The organism is Sphingomonas sp. GlSt437 (assembly GCF_048015635.2).
Classification (GTDB): domain Bacteria; phylum Pseudomonadota; class Alphaproteobacteria; order Sphingomonadales; family Sphingomonadaceae; genus Sphingomonas.
The window spans coordinates 92,045-115,246 of sequence record NZ_JBPGYA010000002.1; the positions used below are offsets into that span (position 1 = coordinate 92,045).

Genomic DNA, 23,202 nt, shown 5'->3' on the forward strand with positions numbered 1-23,202 from the left:
CCGGCGCATCGGAGCAATTCGGGTGGAGCGGCGGAACCCGCTGATGATCGTGACCGTTGATGGGGCACGATAACGAACGAGGTTCATCATGGTCGACGACAACATCACCGACGCCGCGAACGAAGCACCCAAGGCCGCTGCCGACGCGGCTGAAAACCTGAAGAGCACCGCCAGCAAGCTCGGCAAGCAGGCGGCCGATACGGCGCGGAATTATGCCGACCAGGGCAAGGTGCGCGCCACCGGGGCACTTGACGAAGTGTCGCGCCTGATGGGCGACGCCGCCACCACTGTCGATGAGAAGCTCGGCAGCGAATATGGCAAATATGCCCGCACCGCCGCCGATACGATCTCGGGTTGGTCAGAGCATCTGAAGAGCAAGGAGCTCGACGATTTCGTCAACGACGCGCGCGACTTGGTGCGCAAGAGCCCGGCCGTCGCAATCGGCGTGGCGGCGGCGCTCGGTTTTGTCGTCGCGCGGCTGATCCGCTCGGGCACCGACGATCGCGCCTGACGGGCAGGACGTGCAAACCGGGGGCGCCGTGACCGACAATGACGAGCCAGATAGCGCGGCGCCCTTGGCTTCGGCTGAGCACGCCGCGCCAGACATAAGCGCCTCGGGGCCCGTCCAGCCCGCGGACGACAGCTTTGTCGCCCTGTTCACGCGGCTGGTTGATGACGTCGAGGATTTCGTCCGGGCGGAAGTCCAGCTTTATCGCGTCGAGCTGTTTTCGCGCCTCCGGGAAGGGCGGACGGCAATCATCCTGATCGCGGTGGCGTTTTTCCTGGGGCAGGCAGCACTTGTCGCCTTGCTCGTGGGGTTGGTGGCCACGTTGCGCGGGCCGCTGGGCCCGGCGGGAGCGACGGCGGTAGTCGTGCTTGGCGCGCTGGCGATTGCGGCGGTGTTGGGCTGGGTTGCCATGCAACGGCTGCGCGATGCGACCAAGATCAAGGATCGTCAGCGATGACCCAGAATCGCGACGTCGCGCTAGCCGCGGCAAAGTCGAAAGCGGCGCGTGAGCGGCTGACGGCAACGATGGTCGACATCCAGCAGCGCCTCCGGCCCGGCGTGCTGCTGCGCGAAGCGGTCGAGGACATGCGCCATACCGGCCTCGATCTGTTGAAAACCAGCCTTGCCAAAGCGCGCGATAATCCCGGCCCCCTGCTCGGTATCGGTGCGCTCGTCGCGGCTTATCTGTCGAAAGATTTTCTGGCTGGAACGGCGCCGCATAACCGGGATGGTGCCACTGATCACGCGCCTCCGCCCGATGCTGCGCAGCCGGCAATTGCCAAAGCCAAGCCGAAAGCCAAGCCCAAGACAAAGAAGGCGAAACCCGCCAAGTCCAAAGGATCCTCCGATGACTGACGAAACGACCTCCGCTCTCCCGGTCGAGCCCGCACCCGCCGGCAATGCCGTTACCCGCGTCGCACGCACCGGGATCGACACCGCGCGCAACGCCGCGCTCGAGGCCGCAGAGAAGACCGCTCAGGCGATCGAGGGCAATCCGGTCGCGGTGCTCGTCGGGGGGTTGACCGTTGGCCTGATCGCCGGCGCCTTGCTGCCGCGCGCCAAGACCGAGGCCGAGGTGCTGCGCCCGGTCGGCGCGAAGCTGAAGGAAGGCGCGACCTACGCCGTTAAGGCAGCGCGCGACGCGGGCCTCGCCGAACTCGCCGCCGCCGGCATCAGCCGCGACGCGGTGCGCGAGCAAATCAACCGCCTGATCGACGCGGTCGGCCACGCCGCGACGCGCGCGGGCGAGGCAGCAACAAGCACCGCCGGCAAGGCAACGGACGAGGTAAAGGCCGCGACCGCCAAGGTGGCGAAAGCCGCCAAGGCCAGCATCGACGACGACGCGAAATAGGGTCTGGCAGGTGATGGCCGGCGCGGTATAGGCGAGCCAACGCCTCTTCGCGCAAGGACTTTACCGGTGAGCAAGCTCCATCTCGTTTTCGGCGGCCGCGTCAGCGATCCGCAGACGCTCGATTTCGACAATCTCGACACGATCGAAATCGTTGGCATCTTCCCGGATTACAAAAGCGCCGAAAAGGCATGGCGCGCGGCAGCGCAGCGCACGGTGGACGATGCCGAGATGAAATATGTGGTGGTCCATCTCCACCGGCTGCTCGAGCCCGATGTCATTGGCCCGGTGAGCTGACCGCGCCGGTCAGGCCTTGCGATAGCGCCAGGCGAGCAGCGGCCGCGCCAGCGCGACACCGGCTACCAATCCGCCCAAGGGGTTGATGATGGTCAGCGAAAATTCCATCCCGCCCGATGCCATCATGAAGCTCAGCTGGACGATCAGCCAGAGCAGCGCGAGCGCGCCAATCTGTTGCACGCGCGAATAATGCCGCGCGACCGGAATGACGCTCGGCACGCCGTAAAGCATGAAATACGCGCCGATGATGGCAAATACCGCGGCATCAGCGCCGGCTGTCGGGATCAGCGACCAAGGAGTGAGCAACGTGCGCGCCAGTGCGCCGGCATAAGCACCGACAACGAAAAGCGCGATTAACCCGCCCGCTCCCAGCGAACGCTCGACGAACCGCCCCGCGATCAGCAGAAAAATCAAATCGAACACGGTGTTGACGATATTGCTGACCAGGAATTGCGAGATCACCGGCGATAGCCAAATCGCCGGATCCTGCCAGCCGCCCGCCAAAAACAATCCCGGCGAGAAGACAAACGGGATCGCTACGCCAGCGATAGCGAGCGCGAACGTCGTCACCGCGGCAAAGAAAGCGAAAGCGACCAGCGCGTCGGTCGTGCGCCCTCGCGGGAGATCGATACCGTTCAGATGAATTCGACCTTCGAGACGAGATAATAGCGATCGCCCGCCGGCACCGACACCTCGACTTCGTCATCCACCTTGCGACCAATCAGCGCGCGGCCGATCGGCGAATTATACGAGATGCGGCCGACATTGGCATCAGCTTCGGCCTGGCCGACGATCTGGTAACGCACCGGCTTGTCGTCCTCGTCTAGCAACGTCACCGTCGCGCCGAACACCACTTTGTCGCCCGACAGCGAGGTGGGATCGATGATCTGGGCTCGGCTCAGCTTGTCCTCCAGATCGGCGATCGACGCTTCGATCTGGCCCTGGCGCTCCTTGGCGGCGTGATATTCGGCGTTTTCGGACAAGTCGCCATGGGCGCGTGCTTCCTCGATCGCATCGACGATCAGGGGGCGCTCTTCCTTCAGCCGCCGCAATTCCGCGGCGAGCTTGTCATAGCCCTCCTTCAACATCGGCATTTTTTCGACCGTAGCCATTACCCGCGTCCCTTTATTCCCTAGAAAGATCATTGTCGGCTCGCTTCCTGTCGGAAGCCGCCGTGCGCGCACATCGTGATGTCGGGGGTCAGTTGTGCGACTGGTGATAATAGGATTGCAGCGGCCGCACTTCAAGGTCGCGCGAGGCGCCAGCCGAGATTGCCCGTGCCGCTTCCAGGCTCGCTGGTGCGGTGGTGAAGTACGGAATTTTCTGCCCCAGCGCATTGGCGCGGATCGGCTGCGAATCCTTCAGCGATTGCCAGCCTTCGGTGGTGTTGAAAATGAGATCGATCCCGCCGTCCTTGATCCGATCGACGATGTGCGGGCGACCCTGCGCAACCTTGTTGATCCGCTCGACCGGCACGCCATGCTCCGCCAGATAGTGTGCGGTGCCGCCGGTCGCGACGATTGCGAAGCCGGCGTCGACCAGCATCCGCGCGGCGGGCAGGATGATCGGCTTGTCGCCGTCCTTCACGCTGATGAACACCGCGCCGCCCGACGGCAGCACGGTGCCGGCGCCGAGCTCCGCCTTGGTGAACGCCTTGGTGAAATCGGGATCGATGCCCATCACTTCGCCCGTAGACTTCATTTCGGGGGACAGCACCGGATCGATGCCGGGGAAGCGATTGAACGGGAAAACGGCTTCCTTCACCGCATAATAGCCGATGTTGCGGTCGATCTTCGGTAAATCCGCAAGCTTCTCGCCCGCCATCACCCGCGCCGCGATCTTGGCGATCGGCGCACCGATCGCCTTGGCGACGAACGGCACGGTGCGGCTCGCGCGCGGGTTGACCTCGATCAGGTAAACGACGCCGTCCTTCACCGCGAACTGGATGTTCATCAGCCCTTTGACCTTGAGCGCGCGCGCCAGCGCATCGGCCTGGCGCTCGATCTCGGCGATCACCTCGCCGGGCAGCGAATAAGGCGGGATCGAGCAGGCGCTGTCACCCGAATGGACGCCGGCTTCCTCGATATGCTGGAGGATGCCGGCGACGACGACATCGGTCCCGTCGGCAATCGCATCGACATCCACCTCGATCGCGTCGCGCAGATATTGGTCGATCAAGACCGGTGCATCGCCAGAGACTTGCACGGCAGTCTGGATATATTCTTCGAGCTGCGCCCGCCCGTCGACAATCTCCATCGCGCGACCGCCGAGCACATAGCTCGGCCGCATCAGCACCGGATAGCCGATGCGCTCTGCGACGGCGACTGCCTCGTCGCGGCTGCGCGCGATGCCGTTGGCGGGCTGCTTCAGGCCAAGCTCGGTCACCAGCGCGGCAAAGCGCTCGCGGTCTTCGGCCAGGTCGATCGCATCGGGGCTAGTGCCGAGGATCGGGATGCCGGCATCCTCCAGTGCCTGTGCCAGGTTGAGCGGGGTTTGCCCGCCGAACTGGACGATCACACCGACGAGCGTGCCCTTCGCCTGTTCGGTGTGGAGGATTTCGAGCACGTCTTCCGCCGTCAGCGGCTCGAAATAGAGGCGGTCCGAGGTGTCATAGTCGGTGCTCACCGTCTCCGGATTGCAGTTGACCATGATCGTCTCGAAGCCGGCATCGGCCAGCGCGAAACACGCATGGCAGCAGCAATAATCGAACTCGATCCCCTGCCCGATCCGGTTCGGTCCGCCGCCTAGAATGACGATCTTGCGCTCCGCCGTCGGCTGGCTCTCGCACTCAGGCTCGCCGAAGCTGGGGGCCTCGTAAGTCGAATACATATACGGCGTCTTGGCATCGAACTCGGCCGCGCAGGTGTCGATGCGCTTGAACACCGGGCGCACGCCCAGCGCATGGCGGCGCGTGCGGACATCGGCTTCGGTGGTCGCGGCCAGCGCGGCGAGGCGCTTGTCGCTGAAGCCCATCGACTTCAACCGGCGCAGGCCGGCGGCATCATCCGGCAGGCCGGCCTGAATCACACCCCGCTCGGCGGCGATAATCTCGGCGATCCGCTCAAGGAACCACGGGTCGTATTTGGCGATCGCGTGCACCTCGGCAACGGTGAACCCCTCGCGCAGCGCCTGCGCCGCGACGAGCAGCCGGTCGGGCGTCGCCCGCGCCAGCGCCGCCTCGATTTCCGCACGCGGTGCGCCCGCCAGCGCGCTGACCTCGTCAAAGCCCGACAGCCCCGTTTCCAGCCCGCGTAGTGCCTTTTGCAGCGATTCATGGATGTTGCGGCCGATCGCCATCACTTCGCCGACTGACTTCATCGCGGTCGACAAGATCGGCTCGGCGCCCTTGAATTTCTCGAAGGCAAAGCGCGGGATCTTGGTGACGATATAGTCGATCGTCGGCTCGAACGACGCGGGCGTGGCGCCCGTGATGTCGTTCATGATCTCGTCGAGCGTGTAGCCGACCGCCAGCTTCGCCGCGACCTTGGCGATCGGGAAGCCCGTCGCTTTCGACGCCAGCGCGGAGGAGCGCGAGACTCGCGGGTTCATCTCGATGACGATAAGCCGGCCGTCTTTCGGGTTCACCGCGAACTGCACGTTCGACCCGCCCGTCTCGACGCCGATCTCGCGCAGGACCGCAATGCTGGCCGAGCGCATGATCTGATATTCCTTGTCAGTCAGCGTCAGCGCGGGCGCGACGGTGATCGAGTCCCCCGTATGCACCCCCATCGGGTCGATATTCTCGATCGAGCAGACGATGATGGCGTTGTCGGCGCGGTCGCGCACGACTTCCATCTCATATTCCTTCCAGCCGAGCAGCGATTCCTCGATCAGCACTTCGGTGGTGGGTGAGGCATCGAGCCCCTTGCGGACGATTTCCTCGAATTCCTCGCGGTTATACGCGATGCCGCCGCCGGTGCCGCCCAGCGTGAACGAGGGGCGGATGATCGCGGGCAGGCCGGTGCGCTCCAGCCCGGCCAGCGCTTCCTCCATCGTGTGCGCAATCGCCGAGCGGGCGGATTCCAGCCCGATCTTCTCCATCGCGACCTTGAACTTCTGCCGGTCCTCGGCCTTGTCGATCGCCTCGGCATCGGCGCCGATCATCTGCACGCCGTATTTTGCCAGCGTGCCGTCGTTGAACAGCGCGAGCGCGGTGTTGAGCGCGGTCTGCCCGCCCATCGTGGGGAGCACCGCGTCGGGCCGTTCTTTGGCGATGATCTTGGCGACGATCTCCGGCGTGATCGGCTCGACATAAGTCGCATCCGCCAGCTCGGGATCGGTCATGATCGTCGCCGGGTTGGAATTGACGAGGACGATGCGATACCCTTCCTCACGCAAGGCCTTGATCGCCTGCACGCCCGAATAATCGAACTCGCAAGCCTGGCCGATGACGATGGGTCCGGCGCCGATGACGAGGATGGACGAGATGTCGGTGCGTTTGGGCATTATTGTTCCTGATCCGGTAGACCCAAAGCCTGTTTCTCATTCGGATGAAGAGGCGCTCCGGTCATCAGCCGAGCTTGAAGATGAAGTGTTGTTGCTATGTCCCGCATCGCACGCTGTGAGTCCTGAAGAAGCGCGTCTCGATATGACGACCCACTCGAAGAATATGCCTGGGTCTGAAGGTCGGTTTCCCTGATTTGTAGCCCGACGTCACGGGCTATCTCATACACCAAGCGTGTAATCTTGGTGGCAACATTATTACCGATGGCCTGTTGGTTCTCTGGTGTCGGGATCGCATTGGCGGCATCAACAAATTCACGATACGCCTGCTGCACAGCTACCGACTTCGCAAATTCAATCGGAACCAAGTTGATTGCGGTTGAGAAGTTAGGATCGGCAGGCAGATGCCGCGTAGCCAAAAAAGTTCTTAGAATTGTTATCTTTCTTTCGTAACGCCGACGGCGACTGTCGATCCACAAAGTGACTAAAACGGCTACGACGGGTCCGAGCAGCAGGCCCAAGAAGTTAAACCACTCCCCCAGCTTCAAACCTAGAACAACTGTGTCAGGTGCTTGAGGATGCATTATATGCGCTCCATCATCCCCACAAACCGCTCGAACAGATAGAAGCTGTCCTGCGGGCCCGGGCTGGCTTCGGGGTGGTATTGCACGCTGAAGGCGGGCTTGTCGGTCAGTTCCAGCCCCGCGTTCGATCCGTCGAACAGCGAGACATGGGTTTCGCGGGCGTTGGGCGGCAGGCTCAGCCGCTCGACCGCGAAGCCGTGGTTCATGCTGGTGATCTCGACCGCGCCGTCGGCCAGCCGCTTGACCGGGTGGTTGGCGCCGCGGTGCCCCTGGTGCATCTTGGCGGTCTTCGCGCCGACCGCGAGGCCGAGCAGCTGGTGGCCAAGGCAGATGCCGAACAGCGGCTTGCCCGCATCGAGCACGTCGCGGATCACCGGCACCGCGTAATCGGCGGTCGCGGCGGGATCACCGGGGCCGTTCGACAGAAACACGCCGTCGGGGTTGAGCGCCATCACCTGCTCGAAGCTGGCGATGGCAGGCACCACCGTCACCCGCGCGCCGGCCTTCACCAGGTTGCGGAAGATGTTGCGCTTGGCGCCGTAATCGATGGCGACGACATGGGGGCGGTCGGCATCGTCGCCCTCGCCCGCATGGCCCCGCCCCAAATGCCATTCGCCGCCATGCCAGTCATATTCGCTTAGCACGGTCACATGCTTGGCGAGGTCCATGCCCTCCAGCCCCGGCCAGGCGCGCGCCATGTCGAGCAGCGCGGGGATGTCGAACCGGCCCTCCGCCGCATGCGCGATCACGCCATTGGGCGCGCCATTCGCCCGAATCCGCCGCGTCAGCGCGCGGGTGTCGACCCCCGACAAGCCGATCCGCCCCCGCGCCTTCAGCCACGCATCGAGATGCTGGGTCGAGCGGAAATTGCTCGGGTTGGTCACGTCCTCGCGCACCACCATGCCCAGCGCGTGCGCATCGTTCGCCTCGACATCCTCGTCATTGGTGCCGACATTGCCGATGTGCGGAAAGGCGAAGTTGATGATCTGCCCGGCAAAGCTCGGGTCGGTCATGATTTCCTGGTAGCCGGTCATCGCGGTGTGGAAGCAGACCTCACCCACCGCCGCGCCTTCCGCGCCGAACCCACGCCCCCAGATCACCGTGCCATCCGCCAATACCAATACGCCCGTCGATCCTTCGGGCACAGGCATGGGCTTGGCGTCGGCCATTGATGGGGGCGCTCCGGTTAAGGGTCTGGCGATGTCGCTAAGGCGCCGCTGCTAGAGGCCATGGCCGCCAGCGTCAATCTGTTAAAACGGGCGAGCGGCGACTATCTTGGCCGATCACCATTTGGGGCAAGCAATGATTCGCGACGACATCAAGACCGCGCTCGTCACCGCCATGAAGGGCGGCGACAAGGCGACCACGGCCGCCATCCGCCTGATCCAGAGCGAGATCAAGAACCGCGACATCGAACTGCGCACCGGTAGCGCGCCCGCCGACGATGACGCCGTGGTCGTCGAGGTACTGCAGAAGATGGTGAAGAAGCGCCGCGAATCGATTGAGCTCTATGTGAAGGGCGGCCGCCAGGAACTTGCCGACGCTGAAGCAGCGGAAGTTGCGGTGATCGAGCGCTTCCTGCCCCAGACGCTGAGCGACGACGAAACCCGCGCGGCGATCGAGGCGATCAAAGGCGAGCTCGGCGCGAGCGGCATGAAGGACATGGGCCGGGTGATGGCCGAGCTGAAAGCGCGGCATGCGACGCAGCTCGACATGAGCAAGGCAAGCGCGCTGGTGAAGGCGGCGCTGGCGGGGTGATGGCGTGGTGGTCGCGCTGGATGAAGGCTTGGCGCCAGCCGATCACGCTTGCCGCGAGCGCTGACGGTTTCGAACTGCGCAAGGGGACGCAATCGATGGCGATCGCCTGGCGCGATATTGTCCGGGTGGTCGCGTTCAAGCGCGATATGATGACTGTGGACAGAATGTGCCTTGCCTTCGAAACGGCCGATTTCGCGATCGAGGTCGATGAGGAAATGCCGGGCTATCTGGACTTTACCGAGGCGATGAACCGCGCCTTGTCGATCAGCCCCGAATGGATGCTGCGCGTGATGTTTCCGGCATTCGCGACCAACATGGAAACGATCTTCGAGCGGGCGCCGGTCGCGTGACCTTAACGCCGCAATTCCTCGACGAACTCCGCGCGCGCACCTTGCTCTCCGCGCTCGTCGGCAAGTCGATGAAGCTCACCAAAGCGGGGCGCGAATATAAGGGCTGCTGTCCGTTCCATAACGAGAAGACGCCGAGCTTCTACGTGAATGACGAGAAGGGCTTTTATCATTGCTTCGGCTGCTCGGCGCATGGCGATGCGATCCGCTGGATGACCGATCAGCGCGGGCTGCCGTTCATGGATGCGGTGAAGGAGCTCGCCGCATCCGCCGGCATGGAGGTGCCCGCGCCCGACAAACGCGCCGCAGAAAAAGCCGAGCGCGCCAAGGGGCTTTACGAGGCGATGGAAGACGCCGCGCGCTGGTTCGGCGAGCAGCTGAACGGCCTGGCGGGTGCGGAAGCGCGGGCGCTGCTCGAGAAACGCGGCATCACGGCGGAAACCGCGCGCGCGTTCGGCATGGGCTATGCGCCCGATGCGCGCGGCAAGCTGCGCGCGGCGCTGAAGGATTATGGCGACGCGCTGCTCGTCGAGGCCGGGCTGCTGATCCAGGTCGACGACAAGGAGCCTTATGACCGCTTCCGTGGCCGGCTGATGATCCCGATCCGCGATCCCCGCGGGCGGGTAATCGCGTTCGGCGGGCGGGTGATCGGGGATGGCGAGCCCAAATATCTCAACTCGCCCGACACGCCGTTGTTCGACAAGGGCCGCACGCTCTACAATCTCGATCGCGCCGCCGCCGCCAGCCGCAAGGCCGGGCGCGTCATCGTCGTCGAAGGCTATATGGACGTGATCGCGCTGGCCCAGGCGGGCTTTGGCGAGGCAGTCGCGCCGCTCGGCACCGCGCTGACCGAGGCGCAGCTCGAGCGGCTGTGGCGGCTCGCCGACGTGCCGATCCTGTGCTTCGACGGCGACGGCGCTGGCCAGAAAGCGGCGATCCGCGCCGCTCACCGCGCGCTGCCGCTGCTGGGGCCGGGCCGTTCGCTGCAATTCGTCACACTCCCCGGCGGCATGGACCCCGATGACCTGATCCGCGTCAAGGGTCCGCAAGCGATGGACGGCGCGCTCAAAGAAACACAGCCTTTGGTCGAGCGGCTGTGGCAGTATGAGCTCGCCGCCGCCCCCCTCACCACGCCCGAGGAGCGTGCCGGGCTCAAACGCCGGCTGAGTGATCTTGCCAAAAGCATCGCCGATCCGTCGGTCCGCGCCGAATATCTGAGCGACTTCCGCCAGCGCTTCGACGCGCATTTCGCCGCCCCGCCCCGCGCCACGGCCGAGCGTCGTCCGTTCACCCCTCGCCGCCCCGGCGAACGCTGGGCACCGCCACCGCCAGCCGGCGGTGATCACCCCGCCGCGCAAGGCATTCGTGCCGCCGGCATCGACCCGGTGCTGGCCAAGGCAGTGCTCGCCGGCCTCATCCGCCATCCCGCCGAAATCGCGCGGCATGTCGAGGTGCTCGGCTCGTTGCGGATGGCAGGCGGCGCGCTTGGTCGGCTATTCGCCGCCGTCATCGATGTCGCGCTCGAAGATCGGGCGCTTGATAGCGCGCGCCTCGTTACCATATTGGGACTTTCCGGATTCGATCAGATTGCGGCGGAGCTGCTTCGGGCCGATGCGACCGCATATACGTTCAACAAGGCAATGGCCGATCCCGACCGGGTTCGCGCCGATCTCGATGAAGCGATTGCGATCCTGGTTGCGCGGCCTGAGGTCGATGCGGCCCTGGCCGATGCAACCGCGGCGCTCGCTCAGGGTTTCTCCGATGCGGCGTTCGCGCGGCAAGTGGCTTTGGTCCGCGAGTCGGAAGCATTGAAGACACGGCTTGCAAATCTGGTCCAGTCGAACGAAGACGCAAAAATTCTAGGTACCGAGGGCAATTGATGGCGAAGGTGAACGGCAGCGAGGGCGACGAACCGATTGAAGGTGGCGACGCCCCGCTCATCGACCTCAATGACGCGACGATCAAGAAGCTGATCGCCCGCGCCAAAAAGCGCGGCTACATCACCGTCGACCAGCTCAATGAAATGCTGCCGCAGGACCAGATGTCGACCGATCAGATCGAAGACATCATGTCGGCGCTCAACGAAATGGGCGTCAACGTCGTCGAGAATGAGGATGCCGGCGAAGACGGCGACGCGGAGGAGCAAAGCGACGACGAGGTCGATTCGCCCGACGCCGCCGACGAGACGGTGCCGTCCATCGAGACCAAGAAGAAGGAAACCGTCGATCGCACCGACGATCCGGTGCGCATGTATCTGCGCGAAATGGGCGCGGTCGAGCTTTTGAGCCGCGAAGGCGAGATCGCCATCGCCAAGCGCATCGAGGCCGGCCGCGATACAATGATCCTCGGGCTGTGCGAAAGCCCGCTCACCTTCAACGCGATCATCGCCTGGTCGAACGCGCTCAACGAAGGCACGATGCAGCTGCGCGAGATCATGGACCTGGAAGCGATGCTCTCCAAGGATCCCGCGCCCGAGAGCCTGACCGATGACGAGGAGGGCGACGGCGAGATTTCCGAAAAGAATGCCGGCCCTTCGTTCAAGGAAGAGGAAGAGCCTGAGGAAGCGCCCGCCGACGCCGAGGACGACGAGGAGTCGATGACCGAGCGGCGCACGCCGCGTCCGTCCGACGATGATGACGAAGACAACACGCTCAGCCTCGCGCAGATGGAAGAGCAGCTGAAGCCCCAGGCGCTCGAGCGCTTCGCCAACATCACCTCGATCTACCGCAAATTCGCCAAGACGCAGGAGCAGCGGCTCGATGCGATGTCGGGCGGTGCCGATTTGTCGGCAGCCGAAGAGCGCAAATACCAGAAGCTGCGCGAGGACCTGACCGCCGAGGTCGAGAGCGTCCAGTTCCACCAGTCGAAGATCGAATATCTCGTCGACCAGCTCTATTCGTACAACCGGCGCCTGACCGCGCTGGGCGGCCAGATGCTGCGGCTTGCCGAGCGCCACAAGGTCAACCGCAAGGATTTTCTCGACCGTTATGTCGGCCATGAGCTTGACGAGAATTGGCTGGCGACGGTCGGCGGGCTCGACAAGAAATGGGCAGCCTTCGTCAACGCCGAAGCCGACGCGGTCGAGCGCATCCGCGCCGAGATTGCCGAGATCGCGCAGCAAACCGGCATGTCGCTCGGCGAATTCCGCCGCATCGTCAACATGGTGCAGAAAGGCGAGCGCGAGGCCCGCATCGCCAAGACCGAGATGGTCGAGGCCAATCTGCGCCTCGTCATCTCGATCGCCAAGAAATACACCAATCGCGGCCTGCAGTTCCTCGACCTGATCCAGGAGGGCAATATCGGCCTGATGAAGGCGGTCGATAAGTTCGAATATCGCCGCGGCTACAAGTTCAGCACCTATGCGACGTGGTGGATCCGCCAGGCGATCACCCGCTCGATCGCTGACCAGGCGCGCACCATCCGCATCCCGGTCCACATGATCGAGACGATCAACAAGCTGGTGCGCACCAGCCGCCAGTTCCTGCACGAGCAGGGCCGCGAGCCGACGCCCGAGGAAATGGCCGAGCGGCTCTCCATGCCGCTCGAGAAGGTCCGCAAGGTGATGAAGATCGCCAAGGAGCCGATCAGCCTCGAAACGCCGATCGGCGACGAGGAGGATTCGCACCTGGGTGACTTCATCGAGGACAAGAACGCGGTGATCCCGGTCGATGCGGCGATCCAGGCGAACCTCAAGGAAACCGTCACCCGCGTGCTCGCCAGCCTCACCCCGCGCGAGGAGCGCGTGCTGCGCATGCGCTTCGGCATCGGCATGAACACTGATCACACGCTCGAGGAAGTCGGCCAGCAGTTCAGCGTGACGCGCGAGCGCATCCGCCAGATCGAGGCCAAGGCGCTGAGGAAGCTCAAGCACCCGAGCCGCAGCCGCAAGATGCGGTCGTTCCTCGATCAGTGAGGGTCCGCGTTCTGCGGTGGCTTTGAGAGTTTACTCCAAAATGGAGTGAATAAGCGAGGCAGGCCTCAAAACCTCCACCGGAACGGCGTCATCCCATTGCGTGGCGCGGCGAGCACCCGTTTAGTCGGGGTATGAACAGCACGACCTCTCTCGCCGCCGACCCTGCAGAAGCGCAGATCGTCACCTCGTCCGATCTCGTTCGCCATTTCGGCGTCTGGCAGGAGCGCGCGGCACGCGCACCGGTCTACATCATGCATCGCGGTCGGCCGCGCCATGTGCTGACCTCGGTCGACTTGATGGATGTGCTTTGCCGGCCGCACGACTCGGCGCACCAGCATGATCGGCGGAGCACGATTGCCGCCTTGCTCGATATCACCGCGGATACGTTGATTGTCGTTGACGCGCTTGGCGAGATCACCGGGCTGAGCTTGCCGGCGCGGGTGCGCTTCGGCGCCGAGGCGCGCGTCGGCGCGGCTATTGACCGGCTCCTGGCGCCGGGCTCGGCGGCGCAGCTTCACAGCGCTCTGCTGCGCACCCGGCAAAGCGGCGAGCCGACGACGCTGTCGGTCACGACGGCCCGCCATCCCGACCGCGAGTTTGAGGTCGAAATCGCGCCGCTCGGGGGCAGCACGCTGCTCCGCGTCGTTGACCTGACGCACGAGGAGGAACTGGTCGCGACGCAAGGGCGGCTGCAAGCGATCGAGCGCGCAATGAAGGCGGTGGCGACGGTTGCGAGTGCAACGGTCGATGTTCAGGGCAATCTGGTCGACGCCGCCGACGCCCTGCAATCGCTGACCGGCTTGGGCGAACCCGCGCTCGCCAATGCGAGCTTCGTCTCGCTGTTCGACACCGCCAGCCGCGCCCGCATTGCCGAAGCGATGGATGCGGTGATCAGCCGCCGCCATACCCAGCTGGTCAGCGCAACTCTGCTGGTCAATCGGGGCGAGGCGTTGGGGGTGACCGTGGCGATGGCCCCGCTCAGCTTTGGCAGCGCGATCAATGGCATGACCGCGGTCATCGTCGCGACACCGCCAAGCGCCTGACAGCCGTTGAGAGAGGCTTAAGCGCGCATAAACCCCGTCTTTACGTCGTTCGTATAAGCCCCTGTCGAATAAGCGCGTTTCTGCCGGATTGGCCGGCAAGACCAACGCGACGGACGGGGCATGGCAAACGGCATGGCGGTGGAGTTCGGCGATAAGGCAGTGGCAAGCGGTTGCTGGGCAACCGTGTCTGCGCTGGCCGATGCCGATGGCAGCGCCCGGCACCCGCTCGTCGCCACATTGCTCCGCCCGCGCACGCCGATGCGCACGCCGGCGCGCCTGATTGCCGATGCCGTCCACATGATCGGCCTGCTTCATGGCCGTCACCCGGGGGTGATCGATCACGCCGCGGTGCGCGCCGAGGCTGGCGAGATGCGCGACTGGCTCTCCCTTGCGGCCGAAGCTTTTGCAGCCGAGCGCGGCTATCTCGCGCGACTCGTCTCGGCCGTGGGGCCGATGCCGTCAACGCCGGGCCAGGCGGAGAGCGAAACGGCGGTCGCGGCACAGCGCCACGCGCTCGATATGCTCGGCGGATCGGACCGCAATGGCTGCGCCACCGGCGCGGCGCTTGGCATCATGCTCGATTGGCCGGCGATCCGCGCGGTGCTGGATACTGCGGCTGAGCGCTTCGGCGTTCCCGTTACCCAATCCGCGCTGCCGTCGCCCGACCACGCGACCGGCCAGATCGCCGGCGCCAGTCCCTCGCCTTCAGTCGAGCGTGCCGTCGCGTTTGCCGTCCAGCAGGTCCTCGCTCAACATCGCGCGTTATGGGGCCTGATCGAGAGCCGCGCCTCCGCACGCGGCGATCTCTAAAATCATCGCAGACCGCGCCGGCGACAAGCGCTTGCGCTTCGCCCGATTATCCTTCTATTCCGCAAACCCGATATTCGAATTTCATGAAGGTGGCGGATGCAGCGTTTCGAAGGCACCAGCGATTATGTCGCGACCGATGATTTGAAGGTCGCGGTCAATGCCGCCGTCACACTGCGCCGCCCGCTGCTGGTGAAAGGCGAGCCCGGCACCGGCAAGACCGTCCTCGCGCATGAAATCGCCAAGGCGACCGGCGCGCCGCTGATCGAGTGGAACATCAAATCGACCACCAAGGCGCAGCAAGGCTTGTATGAATATGACGCGGTCGCTCGCCTGCGCGATGGCCAGCTGGGCGACGAGCGCGTCCACGACATTTCGAACTATATCCGCAAGGGCAAGTTGTGGGAGGCGTTCACCAGCCCCCAGGTCCCGGTGCTGCTGATCGACGAAATCGACAAGGCCGATATCGAGTTCCCCAACGATCTGCTCCAGGAGCTCGATCGGATGGAATTCCATGTCTACGAGACCAAGGCGACGGTGAAGGCTGCCGAACGTCCGATCGTCGTCATCACCAGCAACAACGAGAAGGAATTGCCTGACGCGTTCCTGCGCCGCTGCTTCTTCCACTACATCAAATTCCCCGATCGCGAGACGATGCAGGCGATCATCGACGTCCACTTCCCTGGCATCCAGAAGATGCTGGTCAGCAAGGCGATGGATATCTTCTACGACGTGCGCGATGTGCCGGGCCTCAAGAAAAAGCCCTCGACCAGCGAATTGCTCGACTGGCTGAAGCTGCTGCTCAACGAAGACATGCCGCTCGAGGTGTTGCAGAACCGCGATCCGACCAAGGCGATCCCGCCGCTGCATGGCGCCTTGCTCAAGAACGAGCAGGACATCATGCTGTTCGAGCGGCTCGCCTTCATGGCGAAACGCTCGGGGTCCCGCCCGAATGGTTAATCACGTCGTACCAACGCTGGGTCGCCTGCAAAGCGTTGATATAAAGACGATATGGACTTCGGAGCCACATTCGTTCGATCCGTGGCTGACGCAGCCAGATAATCTTCAATTTCTGGCCGACGCGCTTGGTCTTTCCCCCGGTCTGGAAGTGGTACAGACACAAGCTTCGGTCGGGCCGTTTGCAGCAGACGTCATTGCCCAAATCATCGGCACCGACCACAAGGTCGTGATAGAAAATCAACTCGATAAGGCCGACCACCGCCATCTTGGCCAAGTGCTTACTTACGCACAGCACTTTGATGCCCGGATCTGCGTATGGATAGCCGCCCAAATCTGCGATGAACACCGGGCCGCCGTCGATTGGCTTAATCGAGTCACGAACGAGGGATATGCTTTTTTTGGTGTGGAGGTGAGAGCGGTAAAGATAGGTAACAGCGACCCCGCACCGCTCTTTGACGTGGTCGCAAAGCCTAACGCCTGGTCGCGCGTCGTCACTACATCAACTGCGACAGGAGATGTTGTCGGTGTTGCCAGCGGCGACAACGAAGAATACTGGGCAGCCTTTCAAGAGCGTTTAACAAATGCCGACCTGCCGATCCGTCAGGTAACGAAACCGCTTCGGCAGGGACAATATTGGATTCCGGTCGGTCTAGGCTCTGTTGCCTATCTCTGGGCATATCGAAGCCAGGGGAAAAGCCAATTTATTCAGGCTGGAATGTCCTTATATGGAGAAGACGGGGCTTATTCTTGGTCCCGCCTGCGGGAAAGCGAATCCGAAATTCAGTCGCTGTTCAATGCTCCGCTAAATTGGCTTGGGAATGACAAAGGGACGGCGTTCCACATTCAGTTTGGCCGATCAGCGATAAAGGATAGTTTACAAGGCTGGCATGACCAGCACGAACTTCTCTTGGGTGAAATCGCGGCGCTCAATAACAAGCTGGTACCGAGGTTAAAGGATATTTTGGCCGAACGCCGCGCTCAAATAGATTGATCTCAGCAGGCGTCAGGAGGAGGAAACGATGACCCAGACGCCCGACCTATCCCGACGCACCCTGATCGGCGGTGCCGCCGGGCTTGCCGTCGCCACGATTGCGCCGGCCGCGTGTGCAGCGCCCAAAGCCGCCAAGCCCCTCCCCAAGGGCTTCCTGTGGGGCACCGCCACCGCCGCGCACCAGATCGAGGGCAACAACGTCAATTCGGACTTCTGGCTGGCCGAGAACGTCAAGCCGACATTGTTCCAGGAGCCCTCGCTCGATGCGTGCGATGCCTATCATCGCTATGCAGAGGATATCGCGCTGGCGGCGAAGCTCGGCTTCAACACCCACCGCTTCGGCATCGAATGGGCGCGGATCGAGCCCGAACCGGGCCGGTTCAGCATCGCCGAACTCGATCATTATCGTAACGTGCTGGAGGCGTGCCACGCACATGGCCTCGCCCCGGTTGTCACTTATAGCCATTGGACGGTGCCGCGCTGGTTCGCGGCGATGGGCGGGTTCGAGCATCCCGACAGCCCTGCCCTGTTCGGTCGCTTCGCCGATCGGCTGACGCGGCATTGCGGCGACTTGATGCACCTCGCCTCGACCTTCAACGAGGCGAACGTCGCGCGCGTCGTGCAGCTGCGGCCCGAGGCCAAGCTGTTCAAACCGCTGGTCGAGAAGATGCTGGCGGCATGCGCCAAGGCATCGGGATCGGACCGCTTCGCCTCGGTACTGTTCGCCGATCTCGACAAGAGCGAGGCCAACAAGGTCGCCGCGCACCGCGAGGCCGTGAAAGCGATCAAGGCGGCGCGCGGCGCGCTCCCCGTCGGCGTCACGATCAGCATGACCGAGATCCAGGGCGAAGGCGCCGGCAACAAGGCGGCCGAGGTTGAGGCCGCGCTCTACGGCCCCTGGGTCGGCGAGGCGCAGACAGCGGATTTCGTCGGCGTCCAGACCTATACCCGGCTGCGCGTCGGCGCCGATGGCTTGCTGCCACCGCCCAAGGGCGCGGAGCTGACTGCGGCGGGCTATGAGTTCTACCCGGAAGCGCTCGCCGCGACGATCCGCTGGGCGGCGACGCACATCAAGCGGCCGATCTTCGTCACCGAAAACGGCATCGGCACCGACGACGACACCCGCCGCATCGCCTATATCGACCGGGCGCTCGCCGGCGTCCGTGCGTGTATCGTCGACGGCATCGATGTGCGCGGCTATATCCATTGGTCGCTGATCGACAATTTCGAGTGGGTGTTCGGTTACAAGCAGCGCTTCGGGCTGGTCTCGGTCGATCGTACGACCTTCAAGCGCACGCCGAAGCCAAGCGCCTTCCATCTCGGCGCCATTGCTCGCGCCGGCAGGATTTGAGCGCATGATCGCCCTCGCCCTCGCACTGATCGCGATCATCGGCATCAGGCTCTCGCCCGATGCGTTCATCAGCCGCCTTGTCGATCGCTGGCTGGTCCGGCCGATCGCCGGCTATCTCAACAAGCTCGACCGGCGCCACCTGATCTTCGTGGTGCTGATCCTGCTCGTCATGTTGACTGCCGGCGAGTTGCTCGCCGCCTTCGGGCCGCTCGATGCCGGGCTAATCTTGATGTGGGATGTCGCGAGCTTCGCCGATGCGATCGCCGCGACGGTGCTGGCGGCGTCGATCATCCGCCTGAAGCCGATCGTGGCGCAGCTGCGGCTTGTCGTCTCGCGCTGGCAGCCGCGCCGTCGCCAGCGCCGCGACCGGTCCGGCGCGACGACGATCCGCGCGGCTAATGACGAGGATGGGCCAGCCCCCGCCCTTGCGGCCTGAGCCCCGCTCCCCCGGCGCGACGCGCTTCGCGCGAGTCCGCGCGGCACTGGAGGCCGCGCGGCCGACCAGCGGCGCGCCGGCAGTGCTCTACGAGTTCGCGGTGTTCGTCTTCAAGCAGGGCTGGGCGTGCCTGTTCGGCGCCTTAATGCTGGCGCTGCTCCTCGCCACCCATTTCCTTTACCCCGCCGGCGCCCCGCTCGCGCGCTACGATTTCCTGACGATCTGCGCGGTCGTCATCCAAGTCCTTATGCTCGCCTTCCGCCTGGAAAGCCGCCGCGAAGCCGTGGTCATCCTCGCCTTCCACATCGTCGGCACGGTGATGGAGCTGTTCAAGACCGCGCATGGCTCGTGGCTTTACCCCGAGCCCGGCGTCCTCAAGATCGGCGCGGTGCCGCTGTTCAGCGGCTTCATGTATGCAGCAGTCGGCAGCTATATCGCGCGGGTGTGGCGGATCTTCGATTTCCGCTTCACTCGTTATCCGCCGCGTTGGGCGACCGTTGCGCTGGCGGCCGCGATCTACGTGAATTTCTTCGCGCATCATTGGCTGCCCGACATCCGGCTTGGCTTGTTCGCGCTGACGATCCTGCTATTCGCGCGAACCCGAATCTATTTCGCGCCCGTCGCCATGCCGCGCTGGATGCCGCTGCTGCTCGGCTGGCTGCTCGTCGCGCTGTTCATCTGGTTTGCCGAGAATATCGGCACCTTCTCCCACAGCTGGCGCTATCCGGGTCAGGCGGATGCGTGGTCGCTGGTGCCGATCGGCAAGATTGGTGCCTGGTATTTGTTGATGATCATCTCCTTCGTCCTTGTATCGCTGGTGCAGCGCCCGCAACCGCCCGACGCCGGGTTATCGCGCGATTAACGATAGGCACCAACGCTTTGGCGAAGGGCACGATGGCATTGATCAACGATGCGCGGTCGCTTCCTGCTTTCCCTCACGCTCGCCACAGCGCTGGCCGCCGCCGCACCGGCCACGGCGCAATCGCTGCTCGATTATGTCGGCGAATGCGTGCCCTTTGCCCGCGCTGCCTCCGGCATTCAGATTTTCGGCGATGCCTGGACGTGGTGGGACAAGGCCGAAGGTCATTATCAGCGCGGCTATATCCCCCGGCGCGGCGCGGTGATCGTGTTCGCCCGAACGCCACGCCTCCCGCTCGGCCATGTCGCCGTAGTGAGCCAGGTCGTTGATCCGCGCGTCGTGATGGTCACTCACGCCAATTGGTCGCACGTGAATGGCGAGCGTGGCCATGTCGAGCAGGATGTGACGCTCACCGACACCTCGCCCGACAATGACTGGAGCGAAGTGAAAGTCTGGTACCGCGACATGGACGGGCTCGGATCGACCACTTACCCGATCTACGGCTTCATCTACCCGGCGGCGATCAACGGCACGCCGCGCGCGCGGGCCAATCCCGAACTGACCGGCGAGCAGCCGGACGAAGTCGGCGCCCTGATCGACGCTTACCGCTAAATCTCAGGCGGCTTTGCGTTCGCTCATGGATCGCATCGACGCCAGGCTACGCTCGAGCGCGCGCGCATCGATGCCATTCGCGGCCGACATGTCGTCGACATAAGCAAGCTCGTAATTGCCCCAGCGCCGCCCGGCAAAGAACAGCGGCACGAACACATTCTTGAGCGGCAGGAATTCGTTATTGCCCAGCGTCATGCGGTAGCAGCTGAGCATCGCGGGCGCGGTGCTGTCGACGGCGCGCTGGGTCGCATCGTCGAGCCCCATCTTGCGCCGGTTGCGGCACCAGGTGTTGTTCCACTCGGGGTCGGCGCCTTGCGGCTGCGACCGTAGCGAGAGGTGCGTCGGCAGATAGCCGGTAATGTCGCTGATCACGCAGCCGATCGAGCGCGCCGTCTCCGTCATCACCCGATCGAGGATCGGGCGGATATGCGCGTCGGCAAAGCCATTGAACCGCGTCGAGAATTGCTCGGGCGAGGTGCCCGGAATCAGCTGATAATCGAAGTCGAACACGTCGTCCGCGCTGATTCGCCCCGCCGCGATGGCGTTGTCGACCAGGGCGGTGATTTCCTTCGCAACTTCGATTGCCTTGTCGAGATAGGGCGTATCGTCGATCTCGACACCGCTCGCGGCCAATTCGTCGAGCATCAGATTGCCGGCGCTTTCCAGGCCATCCAGCCGGCGGCGTGCCTCGCGCAGCGCCTCGCCGTTCTGCCGCGTCGACCGCGCCGACGCGGCCATCTCGACCTGCACGACCGCGATGCTCGATTGCATCTGCTCGGTCGATCGGCCGATGCCATCGGTCTGCTCGTCGACCAAGGTCACGATCGAGCCGATATCCTCCACCGTCTGCTCGATCGCCGAAATATTGGCGCGAGCGACTTCACTTTCAGCAACGCCACGCTCGATCGCGGTGCCAAAATGCTCGGCCTCGCGCGCCAGTCGCGTCACGGTTTCGTCGATCGCTGCCGTGGCATCTCGGGTATTCTGGGCGAGCTTCTTCACTTCGGTCGCGACCACCGCGAAGGCCTGCCCTGCCTCCCCCGCGCGCGCCGCCTCGATCGCGGCATTGAGCGCGAGCATGTTGGTCTGGCGCGCAATCCCGCCGATCAGCTGCGAAACCTGTTGAACCTGGCCCAACGCATCGCCAATCCGCGCCATGCCGTCGGCAAGCTGCTGGACGAGCGTCGTCAGGTCCTGAAAGCCCGTCACCGAGCCGATGATCGACGCGCGACCATGGTTGAGCTTGTCTTTCACTTCTTCGGACAAGTCGCGCGCGCGCTCCAGCGCAGCGGTGACGCCTGCCTGATCATGCGCCAATTGCGCCGCCACTTCATCAAAGCGGTCGAGATCGGCGATGGTCTGGTCCATCCGCTCGGAAATCAGCGAGACATGGCCGCCGACATCGGCGCAATCGATAACGAGCGAGCCGCAGCGACGCGCCACGCTGCGCACCATCGAATCGACCACCACGGCATTCTTCATCGAACGACGATATCCCCGTTACCGATCCTCCAGCCCTAATCGGCAAAGGCTAACCGTCGATTAACTTTGCGCCAGCGCGCGGGCGCGATAGAGTGATCGCATGTTCTTCAACTTTCTCGACGAGCTTCGCGCCGCCGGCATCCCCGCCAGCCTGAAGGAGCATCTGCTGCTGCTGGAAGCGCTCGACCGCGATGTGATCGACCGCACGCCTGAGCAATTCTATTTCCTCTCGCGCGCGGTGTACGTGAAGGACGAAGGCCTGCTCGATCGCTTCGACCAGGTTTTCGCCAAGGTCTTCAAGGGGCTAGCCACCAGCTATGGCGTCGAGACGGCGGACATCCCGCTCGACTGGCTGAAGGCCGTCGCCGAGAATTATCTGACGCCTGAAGAGATGGAAGCGATCAAGTCCTTGGGCTCGTGGGACGACATCATGGAGACGCTCAAGCAGCGGCTCGCCGAGCAGGAGAAGCGCCACCAGGGCGGCAACAAATGGATCGGCACCGGTGGCACCAGCCCCTATGGCAATTCGGGCTATAACCCCGAAGGCGTGCGCATCGGCGGCGAAGGCAAGCAGAAGCGCGCGCTGAAAGTGTGGGACCAGCGCGACTTCAAGAATCTCGACAACACCAAGGAGCTCGGCACCCGCAACATCAAGATCGCGCTGCGCCGCCTGCGTCGCTTCGCGCGCGAAGGCGCGGCGGACGAGCTCGATCTCGATGCAACGATCGAAGGCACCGCGCGCCAAGGCTGGCTCGATATCCATATGCGGCCCGAGCGGCACAATGCGGTGAAGCTGCTGCTGTTCCTCGACGTCGGTGGCTCGATGGACCCATTCATCAAGCTCTGCGAGGAGCTGTTCAGCGCCGCGACCAGCGAGTTCAAGAACCTCGAATTCTTCTACTTCCACAATTGCCCCTATGAAGGCGTGTGGAAAGACAATCGCCGCCGCTTCAGCGAGCGTACCCCGATGTGGGATGTGCTCCACAAATATGGCCACGACTATAAGCTGGTGTTCGTCGGTGATGCGTCGATGAGCCCTTATGAGATCACCCACCCCGGCGGCTCGGTCGAGCATTTCAACGAGGAATCGGGCGCGGTGTGGCTGCACCGGCTGACCACCACTTACCCCGCCGCGGTGTGGCTCAACCCGGTGCCCGAACAGCAATGGGGCTATTCACAAAGCGTCCGCATCATCCGCGAGCTGATGACCGACCGCATGTACCCGCTGACGCTGACGGGGCTCGACGACGCGATGCGCGAGCTGACGCGCAAGCGGTAACGCTGGCCGTTTGATCGAGATCAAAGCCAGTGACGGCGATGATCGGCAAGCTGCCTCCACAACCGACGGAGGCCCAAATGCCCAGCGATCTTTTTGTTATCCTCGTCATCACCGCGATGGCGGCGTTCATGCTGACGCTTGGCGTGGTCAGCATCACTGATCGTGATCGCCAGCACACCGCAGA

The 23,202-nt window shown here is 63.9% G+C and carries 24 protein-coding genes; 18 read left to right on the forward strand and 6 right to left on the reverse strand.

Annotated elements, in window-relative coordinates:
* Window positions 1-88 precede the first annotated feature (88 nt).
* The 5 genes from ACLB0R_RS09925 to ACLB0R_RS09945 all read left to right on the forward strand — a co-directional run bounded on the left by ACLB0R_RS09925 (window position 89) and on the right by ACLB0R_RS09945 (window position 2,153).
* A complete protein-coding gene (locus tag ACLB0R_RS09925) occupies window positions 89-511 on the forward strand; it encodes a hypothetical protein (protein WP_416643845.1) in 423 nt (140 codons plus the stop codon).
* Between the two features lie 28 nt (window positions 512-539).
* A complete protein-coding gene (locus ACLB0R_RS09930; RefSeq protein ID WP_416643844.1) occupies window positions 540-965 on the forward strand; it encodes a phage holin family protein in 426 nt (141 codons plus the stop codon).
* Window positions 966-1,033: 68 nt separating this feature from the next.
* Complete coding sequence (locus ACLB0R_RS09935) at window positions 1,034-1,363, forward strand: hypothetical protein (RefSeq protein ID WP_416643843.1); 330 nt, start codon at window positions 1,034-1,036, stop codon at window positions 1,361-1,363.
* On the forward strand, window positions 1,356-1,859 hold the full coding sequence (locus tag ACLB0R_RS09940; RefSeq protein ID WP_416643842.1) for a hypothetical protein: 504 nt from the start codon (window positions 1,356-1,358) through the stop codon (window positions 1,857-1,859). Before ACLB0R_RS09935 ends, ACLB0R_RS09940 begins: the two co-directional genes overlap by 8 nt.
* 66 nt (window positions 1,860-1,925) lie before the next feature.
* On the forward strand, window positions 1,926-2,153 hold the full coding sequence (locus ACLB0R_RS09945; protein WP_416643841.1) for a DUF4170 domain-containing protein: 228 nt from the start codon (window positions 1,926-1,928) through the stop codon (window positions 2,151-2,153).
* A gap of 9 nt (window positions 2,154-2,162) precedes the next feature.
* On the opposite strand, the gene ACLB0R_RS09950 is transcribed toward ACLB0R_RS09945, so the two are convergent.
* The 5 genes from ACLB0R_RS09950 to carA form a co-directional block, all read right to left on the reverse strand.
* Entirely contained in the window at window positions 2,163-2,723 is a 561-nt protein-coding gene (locus ACLB0R_RS09950; protein ID WP_434953835.1) for a rhomboid family intramembrane serine protease, read from the reverse strand.
* Between the two features lie 65 nt (window positions 2,724-2,788).
* Window positions 2,789-3,265 (reverse strand): transcription elongation factor GreA, encoded by a 477-nt coding sequence (greA, locus tag ACLB0R_RS09955; RefSeq protein WP_416643839.1) that lies wholly within the window; start codon window positions 3,263-3,265, stop codon window positions 2,789-2,791.
* Between the two features lie 88 nt (window positions 3,266-3,353).
* Window positions 3,354-6,599, reverse strand: coding sequence for a carbamoyl-phosphate synthase large subunit (gene carB / locus ACLB0R_RS09960; protein WP_416643838.1), 3,246 nt, complete (start codon window positions 6,597-6,599; stop codon window positions 3,354-3,356).
* On the reverse strand, window positions 6,599-7,180 hold the full coding sequence (locus tag ACLB0R_RS09965; protein WP_416643837.1) for a DUF6680 family protein: 582 nt from the start codon (window positions 7,178-7,180) through the stop codon (window positions 6,599-6,601). The genes carB and ACLB0R_RS09965 overlap by 1 nt, the downstream gene beginning before the upstream one ends.
* A complete protein-coding gene (gene carA, locus ACLB0R_RS09970) occupies window positions 7,180-8,349 on the reverse strand; it encodes a glutamine-hydrolyzing carbamoyl-phosphate synthase small subunit (RefSeq protein WP_416643836.1) in 1,170 nt (389 codons plus the stop codon). The genes ACLB0R_RS09965 and carA overlap by 1 nt, the downstream gene beginning before the upstream one ends.
* Window positions 8,350-8,482: 133 nt before the next feature.
* On the opposite strand from carA, the gene ACLB0R_RS09975 reads away from it, so the two are divergent.
* The 12 genes from ACLB0R_RS09975 (at window position 8,483) to ACLB0R_RS10030 (ending at window position 20,257) form a co-directional block, all read left to right on the forward strand.
* A complete protein-coding gene (locus ACLB0R_RS09975) occupies window positions 8,483-8,938 on the forward strand; it encodes a GatB/YqeY domain-containing protein (RefSeq protein WP_416643835.1) in 456 nt (151 codons plus the stop codon).
* Window positions 8,939-8,958: 20 nt separating this feature from the next.
* Window positions 8,959-9,288 (forward strand): hypothetical protein, encoded by a 330-nt coding sequence (locus ACLB0R_RS09980; protein ID WP_416643834.1) that lies wholly within the window; start codon window positions 8,959-8,961, stop codon window positions 9,286-9,288.
* Window positions 9,285-11,165 (forward strand): DNA primase, encoded by a 1,881-nt coding sequence (gene dnaG / locus ACLB0R_RS09985; protein WP_416643833.1) that lies wholly within the window; start codon window positions 9,285-9,287, stop codon window positions 11,163-11,165. The genes ACLB0R_RS09980 and dnaG overlap by 4 nt, the downstream gene beginning before the upstream one ends.
* Window positions 11,165-13,198 (forward strand): RNA polymerase sigma factor RpoD, encoded by a 2,034-nt coding sequence (rpoD, locus tag ACLB0R_RS09990; RefSeq protein ID WP_416643832.1) that lies wholly within the window; start codon window positions 11,165-11,167, stop codon window positions 13,196-13,198. Before dnaG ends, rpoD begins: the two co-directional genes overlap by 1 nt.
* Before the next feature lie 131 nt (window positions 13,199-13,329).
* Window positions 13,330-14,241, forward strand: coding sequence for a hypothetical protein (locus ACLB0R_RS09995; protein ID WP_416643831.1), 912 nt, complete (start codon window positions 13,330-13,332; stop codon window positions 14,239-14,241).
* A 120-nt stretch (window positions 14,242-14,361) separates the two neighbouring features.
* The gene (locus tag ACLB0R_RS10000; RefSeq protein ID WP_416643830.1) at window positions 14,362-15,051 is read left to right on the forward strand and encodes a DUF6975 family protein; all 690 of its coding nucleotides are present in this window, start codon (window positions 14,362-14,364) and stop codon (window positions 15,049-15,051) included.
* 96 nt (window positions 15,052-15,147) lie between these two features.
* The gene (locus ACLB0R_RS10005; RefSeq protein ID WP_416643829.1) at window positions 15,148-16,008 is read left to right on the forward strand and encodes an AAA family ATPase; all 861 of its coding nucleotides are present in this window, start codon (window positions 15,148-15,150) and stop codon (window positions 16,006-16,008) included.
* Complete coding sequence (locus tag ACLB0R_RS10010; RefSeq protein WP_416643828.1) at window positions 16,001-16,999, forward strand: hypothetical protein; 999 nt, start codon at window positions 16,001-16,003, stop codon at window positions 16,997-16,999. Before ACLB0R_RS10005 ends, ACLB0R_RS10010 begins: the two co-directional genes overlap by 8 nt.
* A 28-nt stretch (window positions 17,000-17,027) precedes the next feature.
* Window positions 17,028-18,350 (forward strand): glycoside hydrolase family 1 protein, encoded by a 1,323-nt coding sequence (locus tag ACLB0R_RS10015; protein ID WP_416643827.1) that lies wholly within the window; start codon window positions 17,028-17,030, stop codon window positions 18,348-18,350.
* Window positions 18,351-18,354: 4 nt separating this feature from the next.
* Window positions 18,355-18,786, forward strand: coding sequence for a hypothetical protein (locus ACLB0R_RS10020; protein WP_416643826.1), 432 nt, complete (start codon window positions 18,355-18,357; stop codon window positions 18,784-18,786).
* Window positions 18,758-19,648 carry a DUF817 domain-containing protein gene (locus ACLB0R_RS10025; protein WP_416643825.1) on the forward strand — a complete coding sequence of 297 codons (891 nt, stop codon included), beginning with the start codon at window positions 18,758-18,760 and terminating at the stop codon, window positions 19,646-19,648. Before ACLB0R_RS10020 ends, ACLB0R_RS10025 begins: the two co-directional genes overlap by 29 nt.
* Window positions 19,649-19,696: 48 nt before the next feature.
* Window positions 19,697-20,257 (forward strand): CHAP domain-containing protein, encoded by a 561-nt coding sequence (locus ACLB0R_RS10030; protein ID WP_416643824.1) that lies wholly within the window; start codon window positions 19,697-19,699, stop codon window positions 20,255-20,257.
* Window positions 20,258-20,260: 3 nt separating this feature from the next.
* Here the strand turns inward: ACLB0R_RS10030 and ACLB0R_RS10035 are convergent, their stop codons facing one another.
* Window positions 20,261-21,739, reverse strand: coding sequence for a methyl-accepting chemotaxis protein (locus ACLB0R_RS10035; RefSeq protein WP_416643823.1), 1,479 nt, complete (start codon window positions 21,737-21,739; stop codon window positions 20,261-20,263).
* Window positions 21,740-21,839: 100 nt separating this feature from the next.
* Between ACLB0R_RS10035 and ACLB0R_RS10040 the strand changes: the two genes are divergently transcribed.
* Entirely contained in the window at window positions 21,840-23,018 is a 1,179-nt protein-coding gene (locus ACLB0R_RS10040; protein WP_416643822.1) for a vWA domain-containing protein, read from the forward strand.
* The last annotated feature ends 184 nt before the right edge of the window (window positions 23,019-23,202 follow it).